Consider the following 12,988-nt stretch of genomic DNA (forward strand, 5'->3'; position numbering starts at 1 on the left):
TGTCCGTCGACACTCCCGCAGTCTACCGATCAACCGGAGGGTCGCTGAGAACGATGGGAACGATGGAATCAACGAGAGCGATCGTTGCCAAACGAGTCGACAGCGGGACGGCCGATCTCAGCGAGCTTCGGGATCTGGCCGCGGCCGCGGGCTACACGGTCGTCGGCGAACTCACCCAGACACGCGAGGAGGACCCCGCCTACTGTTTCGGCGAGGGAAAGATCGAGGAACTCGCCGCGCTGGTCGATCGGACCGACGCCGACACCGTCATTATCGACAACGAGGTTGGCCCGTTCCAGATGTTCAACATCGGCCAGGCCCTCCCCGAGGACACCGAGGTCCTCGACCGATTTACACTCATTCTCGACATCTTCGGCCAGCGGGCCAACACCCGAAAGGCTCAGCTCCAGGTCGAACTCGCCGAACTCCGCTACGAACTCCCGCGAGCGGCCGCGAAAGCCAGCCTCGCCAAGCGCGATGAACGCCCCGGCTTCATGGGACTCGGTGAGTACGACGAGAGCCGCGAACGCGACATCAAAGCCCAGATTTCCAACATCAAACAGGAGCTGGATTCGATTGCCGAAACCGAAGAAAAACGACGGGCCGAACGCCGAGAGTCGGGCTTCGATCTCGTCGCGCTGGCGGGCTACACCAACGCCGGCAAGTCGACACTGTTGCGGCAACTGGCCGCCGAACTCGACGTCGACGAGAACGTCGACAAACACCCGGATCTCGATACGGTCGCCGAATCCCAGGACATGCTGTTTACGACGCTCGGGACGACCACACGTCGTGCCGAACTCGAACGCCGCGAGATCCTGCTGACCGACACGGTCGGATTCATCTCGAACCTCCCGCACTGGCTGGTCGAATCCTTCCAATCGACCCTTGAGTCAGTGTATCGGGCCGATCTCGTCTTGCTCGTCGTCGACGCCAGCGAACCGATCAGGGAGATGCGCGAGAAGCTCGTCACCTCTCACGATACGCTGCACGAGCGCAACGAGGCCCCAATCCTCACGGTGTTTAATAAGGTCGACCTACTGTCCGATGCGGAACTCGACGAGAAGATCGCGGCGTTGTCGGCAATCGCCCCGAACCCCATCGCCGTCTCGGGTCACACGGGCGAAAACATCGACACCCTCCGTCGACGCGTCGAAGCCGAATTGCCGGAGTGGAAACACGAACGCCTATTGGTGCCGATCACCGACGAAACAATGAGCCTGGTTTCGTGGATCCACGACCACGCCCACGTCGAGACCGAGTCCTACGAGCCCGAACAGGTGCTGTTGGAGTTCGATGCCCGCCCGGCGATTATCGAACAAGCCCGAGCGAAGGCCGCCGAACTCAACACCGTCGAGTCGGCCTGAGGCCCCGTTTTCGATTTGAAGCGATGCTTTTTGCGAAGCCGACTGTACGCGGCACGGGTCGCAAGAGAGTACGTTCCTACAGCAAACCGCATTACGACTCGCGCCACTTGTGACCGCACTCGACGCAGGTGAACAACCGAACCTCGTAGGAGCCGCCCGGCTTCGGCATCATCTCGTAGCGGGCCCGGTTGCTGTCGCACTCGTCGGCCCGACAGGGCTCTTGGATCGTCTCAGCCGAACCCTGGGTCGCGTCGGCGACAGCGGGTGCACCGTCGTCTCGCTGTCCGTCCTGGGTCGCCATCGCCGCTTCCGCTTGCGAGTCCCGCGGCTCGGCGTTCTCACAGGAGCGACACACCCACCTGTCGCCCGCCGTATGCATCAACGAACCACACTCGCCACAGAATTGCATATAAACGAGCCATACACGGGTGTCGGATATATGTGTTAACTTCCGATTCGTCGTGGATTTCAGGCACCTGCGTTCTGCTGGCTGTCCTGAGCTATCGAAGAAGCAAGCGGCAACGTGCGACCGTATCAAACAGTTATCAGCTTATCACAGGGTGTCGGAGAGATGGCTCAGAATCTCGGGACGAGATGACCATCATGAATACCGACGGCTCTGCAGCTTTTTGCGGATCGGACACCGAGAGAGACTATGACTCCCACGGACAGTCGGCCGCCGGTGACGGTGATCAGCGGGGTGCTGGGTGCGGGCAAAACAACGCTCGTTAATCACCTGCTCGAACACAACCGCGGCTACGAGCTCGCGGTCGTCGTCAACGACATGGGCGAGGTCAATGTCGACGCCGACCTCATCGAGCGCGAGAATCCAGAGACCGGGCTCGTCGAACTGTCGAACGGCTGTATCTGCTGTCAGCTCGACGGCGATCTCGCCGAAGGAATCGTCGACCTCGTCGAAACTCGGGAGGTCGACGCGCTGGTGATCGAGGCCTCAGGGATCTCCGAGCCGACGCCGATCGCCCGGACGCTTACCGGAGAATCGAAAGCCGACGTCGACCCAAGCGAGGCGGTCCGTCTCGATACGATGGTGACGGTGCTCGATGCATACGGCTTCTGGAAGGAGTTCGACGCGGGCGCGTCGCTTCCGACCGGCGCGAGCGATCCCGAACGACCGCTCGCAGAGGTGCTCGTCCAGTCCGTGGAGTTCTGCGACGTACTGCTTATAAACAAATGCGACATAGTACCCGACGACGTGCTTGGCGAGATTCGCGAGGTCGTCGCTGAACTCAATCCACGAGCCGAGATACGAACGACCGAGTACGCCGAGATTGACCCTGCGCTCGTGGTCGACACCGGCCGGTTCGACTATGCGGAGGCCAGCCATTCGATAGGTTGGAAAGCCGCGTTGCGGGAGTCACGCGACGACAGGACCCAGGGCCACGACCACGGCGAGCACGAGCGCCACGCCGTCGACTCCTTTGTTTACCGACGATACCGACCGTTCGATCCCGACGCGCTGGCCGACCGACTCGTCGAGCGACCGGCGGGCGTGATTCGCGCCAAGGGCGTCTGCTACGTCGCCGGAAGCAACGAGGTGATCGGGATGAATCGAGCCGGGGCGGCGGTGCAGGCCGGACCGATCGGCGAGTGGGGCGACGACGAGCCACGGACCGAACTCGTCTTCATCGGAACCGAGATGGATCGAGGCGAGATCGAAGCCAGGCTGGACGACTGTGTGGTCGAACCGGAGGCCGCAGTCGACGAAAAGACGGCGACGCCGTTTCCGATTCAGTCGACCGGAAGTTAGAGTTCGAGTTCGCCGCGAAGTTCGTCCCACGACTCGTGAAAGCCGTGGGTCGACGCTGATTCGGCTCCCATCGAGGCTTGGTACACCTCGTCGTATTCGAGCAGAGCCGTCCAGCCTTCGCTGAAACTGTAGGCACAGTACTGACACATGGAACACTGTAGGCAGCCAACAGTCGTATCGGTTTTGTCAGTTGTAATGAATCAACGGCCACAAGCATCACGAACGCCGATATACTCATATACACCCCGTCCAACTCCTCACCGAGTGCCGGTCGAGCGTCTCGGCTGGCAATCGGGCATCTATGGATTGCAACACACACACGACGGGCAGCCTCTCTGGAGAGTGTCGACACTGCGAGTGGATTACGTTCGAGACATCGTATGCCAGACTCGTGACCGCCTATCAGGACCACCTTCGGAGCGAGCACCCAACCGCGTGGCTCCGAAGTTAGCGGATAAATAAATCAGCATTCGGCGGGTTCGGCCTTAGGGTTCGAGCAGCACTTTCGTCACACCTTCTTCGCGGTTGTCGAAGGCCTCGTACATATCTGGAGCCTCCTCGAGGTCGACGCGGTGGGAGACGACCCAGCTCGGATCGGCTTTCCCCGAGATGATCATATCCCGGAGTTCGCGGTTGTACGATTTGACGTTACACTGGCCGGTGCCCAGTTTGATTCCTTTCTCGAAGAGTTTCCCGAAGTCGATGCCGAGTCGACCCTGTGCGGCCATCTCGTCGGGTGCACCGGGGTCAGACGGCACATAGAGGCCGGGAATCCCGAGCTGTCCGGTTGGTCGAACCACCTGAATCAGCTGGTTGAGGACGACCGCCGGGTTCTCGCGGGCCGGGTCGTAGGCGTCGTCGCTCGGATCGGTCTCGGGGTCAATCGCCTGATAGCCGACGGCGTCGACGCCTTTGTCGACCATCGCGCCGTGTTCGTCGATGATCTGCTCGACTGGATCGCCCTCCTCGAAGTTGATCGCCGTCGCGTTGCAGTGGTCTTCGGCGAGTTCGAGGCGCGAGGGGACACGGTCGACGACGTAGATCTCACTTGCTCCCTGGATATCAGCGCTGTAGGCAGCCATCAGGCCGACCGGTCCGCCACCGAAGACGGCCACCGAGTCGCCGGGTTCGAGGTTCGCAAGCCGCGTGCCGTGCCAGCCGGTCGGGAAGATATCCGCCAGTAGCGAAAACGAATCCTCGTGGACGTCCCCCTCCGGGAGTTTGAGCGCGTTGAAATCGGCGTACGGAACGCGGAGCTTCTCGGCCTGTCCGCCTTTATACGGCCCCATGGCGACGTAGCCATACGCCCCACCAGCGAAACCGGGGTTGACGTTGGTACAGAAGCCCGTCTTGCCGTTTTCACAGTTCTTACAGAAGCCACAGGCGACGTTGAACGGAGCGACGATCCGGTCGCCCGCTTCGAGCGTGCTTACGGCGTCGCCGACCTCGGAGACGATGCCCATGTTCTCGTGGCCGAAAACAATGCCCGGATCCGCCGAGGTTCGTCCCTCGTACATATGGAGGTCCGACCCACAGATTGCGGTCGTCGAGATGTCGATAACCACGTCGTTTTCGTGTTCGATTGTCGGTTCGTCGACCTCCTCGACTGTGACGTCGTGAGGTCCCTGATAGACGACTGCTTGCATTGACATTTGATAACACCTTTCTCCGCAACAGAAACGTTGGCCCGCTGGTTGTGAATAATTTTCTCTATAATTCAAGATTGTAAAATAATACGATGACAACAGACGATGGCGAAAGTATAATGATTGTTAGTTAGCTCCCGCAGTTAACAGCATAACGACGAACAGTCAGTGATTTCGGTTCGGTTTTATCGATCAAAGACAGGCGAGAAATCTCAGCGCTGCTGTTTTTGTTTGTCGACGACGTGAACGTTCTGAATGGCCGTCGAGGGATACTGTCCTTCGTCATTCTTTTCGACTGCTTTGCACATATCCCAGACGACGTTCAACCCAGTGGTCACGCCTTCGAGAGCCTCCATCTCGCAGCCGGTTTTGCCCGTGGTTTCGACGGTGACGGTGAGTTCGATGTGATCCTCAGCAACCGCAAACTCGGTCTCGACGTTCGTAATCGGGATCTGGTGGCACATCGGGATCGTCTCCCACGTGTGTTTGACCGCCTGTATCGCGCCGATTCGGGCGGTTGCCAACACGTCGCCCTTACCAAGTTCGTCGGCCGCGATGGCGTCGACGGTCGACTCCTGAAGCCGGATCCGCCCGGTGGCAACCGCTCGACGATTCGTGTCGGGCTTGTCGCCGACGTCGACCATCTGGACCGATCCGGTCTCATCGGTGTGCGTTAGCTCCTCGCGGTCGGCCCTCTCGGCATCTTCACTCATTGGTGAACGCCTCGGGGAGCCAGTCGATTAGGTCCGTCGCTACGAGGCCGTACCCCTGCTCGTCGAACGCCAGATCACCCGCACGGCCATTTATATATGCGCCGACGGCCGCGGCCGCCCGCGGCTCGCGGCCGGTGAACAGCGAGCCGACGACGCCCGCCAACACGTCACCGGTGCCGCCGACGGTCATCCCGGGGTTGCCTGTCCGGCTCACCCGCGTTTCCTCGCCGTCGGCGATGATGTCGTAGGCACCTTTCACAAGGAGTGTGTGACCGATTTCGGCGGCGAACGCGTCGACCAACTCGACGCGGCGCTCCCAGTCGTCGTCGGTCTCGCCGCCCATCTTCACCAGTTCACCCTGATGGGGTGTACAGATCAACGTCGCGTCGGTCTCGACCTCGGGGACGACCGACAGCGCGTCGGCGTCGACCACGGCCCGACCCCGGTAGGCCGACAGAAACGATTCGATGGCCGCCAGCGGCTCCTCGTGAGCACCGAGGCCGGGACCACAGATCACCACATCCTGCTCGGCGGCGAGGTCGACGAGGGTGTCGACGATCTCGGGGGCGAATCGGTCGCCGTCAAAGGGGTGGACGATGAGGTTCTCGCTGTAGCCCTGAACGGCGGGTGCGACCGACTCGGGGCAGGCGACGTGGACGAGATCAGCCCCTGAGCGGAGGGCTGCCTGCGCCGAGAGGGCAGGCGCGCCGGAGTAGGGACCGCCGCCGATGATGAGGATCTCGCCGTGGTCGCCTTTGTGGCTCTCGGCTGCACGCGCTCGACCCCGAACGTCGCCCGACCCGACGAACAACTCGGCGGCTTCCGGGATGCCGATGTCAGCAACCGTCACTCGTGTGTCGAGCGATTCGAGTCCCGGTTTGGTGTCGTGGAAGGTGACGGTGTGGTCGGCCTCTACCGCCACCCCCGCAGCCTCACCGGTGTCGGCATCGACCCCTGAGGGCACGTCGACCGAGACGACCGGTGTATCGGTCGCGTTGATCGCTCGCGCCGCCGTCGCTTCGGGTTCGCGGAGCGCACCCGTGACGCCGGTGCCAAGCATGGCGTCGACGATGCAGTCGGCCTCCAGATCGAGATCGTCGATGTCGGTGGTATCGGTGACGGCCGTCGTCGGGAGGTTGGCGTTCCGGAGGGCCGCCCAGTTCTCGCGGGCGATTGCGGTACCGATGGCCTCGGGGCGGCCCAGCAGGACCGTTTCGACATCGTAGTCGCTGAGGAACCGCGCAGCGACGAAGGCGTCGCCGCCGTTGTTGCCGCGGCCACAGACGAGGACGACCCGGCTACCGGGCTCTACTTCGGTGCGAACCACACGGGCGACGGCGTTGCCGCTGGACTCCATCAACTGTTTGCGGGGGATTCCGAGGGCGGCGGTGTTGGCGTCGACGGCCGCCATGCGGTCGGCTGTGATCATACGACCGCTAGGACGGCCGAACCCGTAACTGTAGGGGACCTTGGGCAGGCAAACAGGCCGATAGACCTATTCGTTCGACCGGATGAGGCGGCCGCAATAGACGTTTATTGAAACGGGTGCCGCATGCGACCACGTTATGTCCGAGATACCAGTCGACCAGCGGCGCGCCGACGCGCTCGATACTGATGCGAACAACGTCCTCGATACCCTCGTCGAGATGGGCGAGCCAGACATCAGTCGGATGTCGCCCGAACAAACGCGGGAGACGCTCGGCGACCTGTTCACGCCCGACGTCGAGCCCGAACTGGTCGCGTCAGTCGAGGATCTGACGATCCACACTCCGGCGCGAGAGATCCCGGTGCGCGTCTACGACCCCGATCCAGAGGCCGAACGCCCCGCGACGGTCTACTTCCACGGCGGCGGCTGGGTCGCCGGGAATCTCGACACCCACGACGGCGTGGCTCGCTCGCTGGCCAACGAAAGCGGCTGTGTGGTCGTTTCGGTCGACTACCGCAAAGCGCCGGAACACCCCTTCCCAGCCGCCGTCGAGGACGCCTACGAAGCGACGAAATGGACCGCCGACGAGATCGCTGGCGAGAACGGACTGGCGGTCGCCGGTGAGAGCGCGGGCGGGACTCTGGCGACGGTGGTAGCACAGATGGCCGCAGAAAAAGAGGTCGGGACGCCCGAGATCGACCATCAGGCCATGCTGTATCCGGTGACCGATCACCAGTTCGAGACCCAATCGTACGACGAGAACGCCGATGGCTACTTCCTCACCGCGCGGGCGATGGTCTGGTTCTGGAACCACTATCTTCGGGGGGATGTCGACGGCGCGAACCTCCGGGCGTCGCCGTTGCGTGCGCCCGAGCGAGTACTTTCGGAGCTGCCCGACGCGACAGTCGTCACCTGCGGTTACGATCCGCTACGTGACGAGGGGTTCGCCTACATCGACGCACTGGAGAACGCTGGCGTTGACGTCGAGCACCTGCATTACGACGACATGATCCACGACTTTGCCAACATGCGACGACTGGCCGATCCCTTCGAGGGCGTTGAGGCCGCGGTTGACGTGCGGGCGAGCGTGGGCGAGGCGCTTTGGAAGGCGTTCGACTGATACATCGGTGGGCACGGTGAGATGGAAAGAGGAAGACTGAGAAAGACAGCATGGGACGGAGTGATTTCGATATTACCTACGTGAGCGACAGCGTTGTTGCAGCCAAGCTGATTACGACCCAGTCGATTCAGGTCAGCTCGTACGATGCGACTGCCGGTGAAACGGTGACAAAGAAGGTCACCGAAACCAGCAGTATTCCGTTTCGCGTCGACTTCGAACGCAGCCGACTCGAAGTGTACGCAGACAAACAGGCTACAAAGACGGTGCTCGATCGACTCAACGAGGTTGTCACCGAGTTTGAGGCCCACAAGACGGGCTTCGATCTGCCAGCAATCGCGAGTCGGTTGGCCGACCAAGAGGTCGGCGTGGAGATAACCGCGCTACGGATCACCGACTTCTCGCTCGAAGCCAACACCCACGGGAACTGCTATCTGACCGTCGACGACACCGAAACGGCCCGTTCGCTGCTCGACAAGTACGGCTCGAACGTCTCGTATCTCTTAACCCGCCTCCGGCTCGAAGACGGCGCGGAGATCACCGTGGGATTCTATCGTAGCGGCTCTGTTCGGCTCTTTTCGAACACGGATCACGACCAAGCGATAATCGAACTACTGATGTCGTGTGTCGAGACGACGACGTAACCGTGAAATGGTCGTATGTGAAATAATGCTCGTCGACGAGAATGGACAAGCCTAGGCCGGGATTTGAACCCGGGCTCTCGTCCTTACCAAGACAATCTGACATATCGAGGTCTGAAACCGTATTTTTCGACGGCTTCTGTCGTTGCCATTAATATGTTTGCTTGGTAATCGTGCTTCAGTCCACGTGTTTTCCCTTGTTAGAGGCTATGCTCCGCTGAAGTAGTATTACACCGCTTCCTCAATAAAAATGCGGGGACGCGTCCTTGTAGACCGACTATTAACCCGAGCCCTCTATTGTCGAAATAAAGAGGTTGAGCACCCATCCAGATCGATTAACAAGGAGGCTATAGATTTTGTATCGAGATTTTCGATTGGTCATGCTTTTCTGCCTTCCTCCCAGCCTGCAGTAGGATCTGTAAGGCCTTTCGGCAGTCTCCACTAGTTTCTGCTACTTGCTCAGCAATTCTTTGTATGACTTCTTCGGAGACGGTTCCAGGATGGAAGGCCTGTTTGACCCGCATTTCGAGTATCCCAGCGATCTGGGAAGCAGTGTACGGTTCGAATTCGAGAGTATCATGATTGAGCCGTGACCGGCTACGAGAATTCAAATTCAGTCGTGAAGGACTCTGATTCGAGATCATCAAAACAGCAATCGAGTTCTCTGCTTCCATATTCAATAATTGAAGATCATAGACGACCTCGGTCTGGTCACTGAGTTGGTCAAACTCGTCCAAAACTAGAGCTACACTCCGATTCTTATCCAGCCACTCTCTAAGCTTAGAAAGCAGTTCATCAATCGGTTTGCCTTTACGCGGTGCAGGATAGCCCAGCCGAATCAACAACTCAGTCAACAACGAAGGCCGAGTATTGTACTGCCAACAATTGACATACACCGTTTTCACCGATACCTGTTCCTCTAGCTTCTGCATGACATACCTGACACAGGTGGTCTTCCCCATACCTGCTGGGCCATACACCAAGAGATTACTCGGAGTACGTCGACGGGCCAACGGTCTAACAGCGTCCGCGATACGTTCAATCTCGGCCTCTCGTCCCACGGTCTCCTCAGGCACATAACCATCAGTAAGATACGACTCCGAACGCAGCACACCCCGCTTCTGCGACTGATCCCTTTGATCAAACAACGATACATCACCCCCCTATATATCCACATAAGGCCAAACAAATGTTTCAAAACGTGCTACCACACCACACTTCTATAGGGAATAATACAATCTGTTATCTGAAACTTAATCAAGCGAAACACCCTCATCTCAAAACAATGCCTCTATCGAGTCACCAATTATACCATTATGAGTGTCATCCACAACCCAGAACCACTGCAAAGAGAATTCCAGCCTACTGAGCTATTACATCGAGAAGCCGAATTAGAACAGGTTCAAACAGCAGTTCAACAACTCCAGAACATCCACATACACGGATCACACGGCATAGGAAAAACCAGTCTCATAAACCACGCCGTGAAAGAATCAACCGCCACTACCTGTTACATCAACTGCCTCGAATACGATACTCAGTACAAAATCCTGAAACAGATACTAGAAAAGGTAGGGCGTGAACCTGTAAGGACCGGGCATCACACTTCAGAACTCCAACGACGATTACAAAAACAAATAGAGGTACTTGAGACAATCATCGTATTGGACGATCTCGATTTTCTGCTGCTGAATGATGCCGACGACCTACTCTACTTCCTTTCCCGATTAGACGCAGATCTTGGCCTAATACTGATCACAGCCAACCATGCAGATCTCAGTAACGAACTAGAAGAAAGAACACTGAGCAGTTTACTCCCGAAGCAGCTCGCATTCGAACCCTACAACCCAGATCAAGTATACGAAATACTGGCTGATCGAGCAGAAAAATCACTGAAGCCGCAGACCCTACAAAAAGAAGCCCTGCAACACATTGCCTCCAACACACAGAATATGAGCCTAGGATTAACCTGGCTCCGAACCGCCGCAAAAAATGCGGATAACACGATCACCGAATCGTTAATTGAAGAGACTCGCAGAGAAGCGAGCAGACAATACATCGAAAAACAGCATGACCGCCTCTCCCAGACTCACAGACAACTCTACAAAATAACCGCAGAACTCGCTTCTGAAAGCTCGGGAAGTACGAATACAGGATCAATCTACCAACGATACCAAGAGCAAACCCAAAATCCTCTTTCAAACCGGCGGGTCAGCGACTATCTCAAACAACTAGAGCAACTCAATCTAATCACGGCAGACTACCACTACGGCGGCTCCAAAGGCAAGACAAGAGAAATTCGCTTGACTGATTGAAAAGCAGACAACTACAATAGGTCTTCAAGATCTATGTCGACGATCCCTCTGATTTCTTTCCGTAGTTGGCGGCGTTCTTTCTCCAAGCGTTGGCGGTCACGCCACCTCTCCCGCTTCTCCCGTCTGATTTCGCGGTAGAATTCTTTGATCCGGCTTTTCAACTCGGGTTTGCCCTCGTCACGCTTCCTCAAGTACAGGTCTTTTAATCGGTCGATGTACCAGTCGAGTTTAGATTCTAACTCGGTCAAGGCCTCTTCGTGGATCCGGTCGCGTTCTTCGAGCTGCTCAAAAATCTGCTCCAGCTCGCGTTCTAACCGTTCTTCTTCCTGGCTTTGAGACTCTTCGAGGAACTCGTCGACATCAAAATCATCTAAGGGGAAACTGCTTCCCCCAACGCTGTCATCGTAGTCGAAGTATCTCACCCAAGGAAATAACGAGAAGGATGGGTAAACCAGTTATTCCAGGCCTTGCTGCGTAAGCCATTCTCGGTATTCCCTTGCCTTCTTCCTATAGAACTGGGGCAGTTCCTCGATCTCTACCTCAGTCCACGACTCCACTTCTTCCAGTAGTTCTTCCGCCTCGAAAACCTCGCCAGATGCAATCCTCATAGATCCATAATTAGTCAAAGAGGATTGATTTAACCCTGGGAGAGACCGGTGTTCGTTAGAGATCAAGTTGATCCAATTTATCCAAGACACCTTTCTCCTCCAGCTCCGACAACCGCTCCAAGACGTTCTGTTTCTCCTCTTTCTCGGACCCGCTTTGCAATGAGAGAGGCCTTCCACACGTCCGGCACTCACTGTGACCTGATTGGTTGACTGTGCTGCAGAACGGGCACTGAACCTCCTTCTCCTCATCTTCTGAACCCGATAAACCGTATTGTTCTCTGATGGCTTTGTTGACGTCGTCATTATTGAGATGGACGTAGACTTTAGCTCGGTCGCTTCCTGGTTTCCAACCAGCGAACTTATTCAACTGCTCATAACCCATGAACGTCGCCACCTCAGTCAAACGAGTATGCCGCAGATTGTAGGGCCGAGTCTTATTCTCAGGGATATCAGCCTTTTTGCAGGCCTTCTTGAACATTTTGTAGAAATTCCTGTACTGCAACCGATCATAGAGATCAGGGTCGTAGTCGCAGTTCTCACTGTGCTGCTGGGGAATATCACCACATCGAGTACATTTCTGTTGGCCCATCTTCACCCATAGCGGAGCACTCGGATCCTTCAGATCACCTAATTCGCCGCCAAGAGGATGCTGCATAAGCCACTCACGAACAGCCCTACCGGAACGAACCATTTGATTCGTCCGATCAGGTGTACCTTTCAAGCCTTCCAGATAGATGAAATCTCCTTTGCTATCCGAGGTGAAATCTCCAATATTCCGGGCTAAGAGTTCGCCAGGCCGTGCTGCAGACTCATACATCATCATTGTAAAAGCCCGATCACGAACACGGGAGAAGCTGCTGAACAGTCGTTTCAATTCGTCTTCTGTGAACAAATCTTCTCTACTGATCGAAGACTGCTCTTTACCGACTTTGAAGAACAGAGTTTTTTCCGGTTGCTCATGACCTCCGTTCTCGATACGGTAGAACTTCTTTACAGCGGTCTTGAATTTGACCTTAGTTGAGTCAGCGTAGTCACTGCGGTTGACTGCTGCAAGAATCTGTTTTAATTCATTTTCGTCAGCTCCGCGCATCGTGAAATCTGTGGGCGAGAATTTTGTTAGCATCGTCTTCCAAGACCAGAGAAGCCGTGATTGTTGGACTTCACTGATTCCTTCGGCAGCGCAGTGGTTCACGAAATCGTGGAGTGCTTGAATATTGTCAGAGTTGATAGTGGTTTTAGATAAATTGTTGAGATCGCGGTTTACATTCACGTATTCTGTGGTTGACATAGTTCTAGAGTTTCACTGTTGAATTAAGAAGGAGAATCCGATAGACACGGTTTCAGTTGATCGAAAAAACATGGATTCGAATGGTTAACCATTGAACCC

Annotated in this window: 15 protein-coding genes; 6 read left to right on the forward strand and 9 right to left on the reverse strand. The window is 56.9% G+C overall.

Annotated features, from left to right (window positions below; all coding sequences use genetic code 11):
• The first annotated feature begins 62 nt into the window (after positions 1–62).
• Positions 63–1,367, forward strand: a complete 1,305-nt coding sequence (hflX, locus tag O2S87_RS07275) for a GTPase HflX (RefSeq protein WP_475408161.1) — start codon at positions 63–65, stop codon at positions 1,365–1,367.
• A gap of 91 nt (positions 1,368–1,458) precedes the next feature.
• On the opposite strand, the gene O2S87_RS07280 is transcribed toward hflX, so the two are convergent.
• Positions 1,459–1,776 (reverse strand): RPA12/RPB9/RPC11 RNA polymerase family protein, encoded by a 318-nt coding sequence (locus O2S87_RS07280; protein ID WP_475408136.1) that lies wholly within the window; start codon positions 1,774–1,776, stop codon positions 1,459–1,461.
• Between the two features lie 246 nt (positions 1,777–2,022).
• Between O2S87_RS07280 and O2S87_RS07285 the strand changes: the two genes are divergently transcribed.
• Positions 2,023–3,135: a CobW family GTP-binding protein gene (locus tag O2S87_RS07285; protein ID WP_475408137.1), complete on the forward strand. Its 1,113-nt coding sequence runs from the start codon at positions 2,023–2,025 to the stop codon at positions 3,133–3,135.
• Here the strand turns inward: O2S87_RS07285 and O2S87_RS07290 are convergent.
• Positions 3,132–3,284, reverse strand: coding sequence for a hypothetical protein (locus O2S87_RS07290; RefSeq protein ID WP_475408138.1), 153 nt, complete (start codon positions 3,282–3,284; stop codon positions 3,132–3,134). The two genes, O2S87_RS07285 and O2S87_RS07290, sit on opposite strands and share 4 nt — an antisense overlap.
• A 152-nt stretch (positions 3,285–3,436) precedes the next feature.
• On the opposite strand from O2S87_RS07290, the gene O2S87_RS07295 reads away from it, so the two are divergent.
• Positions 3,437–3,586, forward strand: a complete 150-nt coding sequence (locus O2S87_RS07295) for a hypothetical protein (RefSeq protein WP_475408139.1) — start codon at positions 3,437–3,439, stop codon at positions 3,584–3,586.
• A gap of 34 nt (positions 3,587–3,620) precedes the next feature.
• Here the strand turns inward: O2S87_RS07295 and O2S87_RS07300 are convergent, their stop codons facing one another.
• The 3 genes from O2S87_RS07300 to O2S87_RS07310 all read right to left on the reverse strand — a co-directional run bounded on the left by O2S87_RS07300 (position 3,621) and on the right by O2S87_RS07310 (position 6,923).
• A complete protein-coding gene (locus O2S87_RS07300; protein ID WP_475408162.1) occupies positions 3,621–4,781 on the reverse strand; it encodes a glutathione-independent formaldehyde dehydrogenase in 1,161 nt (386 codons plus the stop codon).
• A gap of 212 nt (positions 4,782–4,993) precedes the next feature.
• On the reverse strand, positions 4,994–5,494 hold the full coding sequence (gene moaC / locus O2S87_RS07305) for a cyclic pyranopterin monophosphate synthase MoaC (RefSeq protein WP_475408140.1): 501 nt from the start codon (positions 5,492–5,494) through the stop codon (positions 4,994–4,996).
• On the reverse strand, positions 5,487–6,923 hold the full coding sequence (locus tag O2S87_RS07310; RefSeq protein ID WP_475408141.1) for an NAD(P)H-hydrate dehydratase: 1,437 nt from the start codon (positions 6,921–6,923) through the stop codon (positions 5,487–5,489). Before O2S87_RS07310 ends, moaC begins: the two co-directional genes overlap by 8 nt.
• 136 nt (positions 6,924–7,059) lie before the next feature.
• Here O2S87_RS07310 and O2S87_RS07315 point away from each other — a divergent pair, with 136 nt between their 5' ends.
• Positions 7,060–8,040, forward strand: coding sequence for an alpha/beta hydrolase (locus O2S87_RS07315; RefSeq protein WP_475408142.1), 981 nt, complete (start codon positions 7,060–7,062; stop codon positions 8,038–8,040).
• Between the two features lie 50 nt (positions 8,041–8,090).
• Positions 8,091–8,681, forward strand: coding sequence for a hypothetical protein (locus O2S87_RS07320; RefSeq protein WP_475408143.1), 591 nt, complete (start codon positions 8,091–8,093; stop codon positions 8,679–8,681).
• Between the two features lie 344 nt (positions 8,682–9,025).
• Here the strand turns inward: O2S87_RS07320 and O2S87_RS07325 are convergent, their stop codons facing one another.
• A complete protein-coding gene (locus tag O2S87_RS07325) occupies positions 9,026–9,790 on the reverse strand; it encodes a Cdc6/Cdc18 family protein (RefSeq protein WP_475408144.1) in 765 nt (254 codons plus the stop codon).
• A 204-nt stretch (positions 9,791–9,994) separates the two neighbouring features.
• Here O2S87_RS07325 and O2S87_RS07330 point away from each other — a divergent pair, with 204 nt between their 5' ends.
• The gene (locus O2S87_RS07330) at positions 9,995–10,993 is read left to right on the forward strand and encodes a Cdc6/Cdc18 family protein (RefSeq protein WP_475408145.1); all 999 of its coding nucleotides are present in this window, start codon (positions 9,995–9,997) and stop codon (positions 10,991–10,993) included.
• An 11-nt stretch (positions 10,994–11,004) separates the two neighbouring features.
• On the opposite strand, the gene O2S87_RS07335 is transcribed toward O2S87_RS07330, so the two are convergent.
• From O2S87_RS07335 to O2S87_RS07345, 3 genes are read right to left on the reverse strand one after another with little or no spacing between them, the layout of a single operon-like run.
• Positions 11,005–11,415 carry a DUF8104 domain-containing protein gene (locus tag O2S87_RS07335; protein WP_475408146.1) on the reverse strand — a complete coding sequence of 137 codons (411 nt, stop codon included), beginning with the start codon at positions 11,413–11,415 and terminating at the stop codon, positions 11,005–11,007.
• Positions 11,416–11,448: 33 nt separating this feature from the next.
• Entirely contained in the window at positions 11,449–11,601 is a 153-nt protein-coding gene (locus O2S87_RS07340) for a hypothetical protein (RefSeq protein ID WP_475408147.1), read from the reverse strand.
• 55 nt (positions 11,602–11,656) lie between these two features.
• Positions 11,657–12,889 (reverse strand): tyrosine-type recombinase/integrase, encoded by a 1,233-nt coding sequence (locus tag O2S87_RS07345; protein WP_475408148.1) that lies wholly within the window; start codon positions 12,887–12,889, stop codon positions 11,657–11,659.
• Between the last annotated feature and the right edge of the window lie 99 nt (positions 12,890–12,988).

Source organism: Halohasta sp. A2, assembly GCF_056175805.1.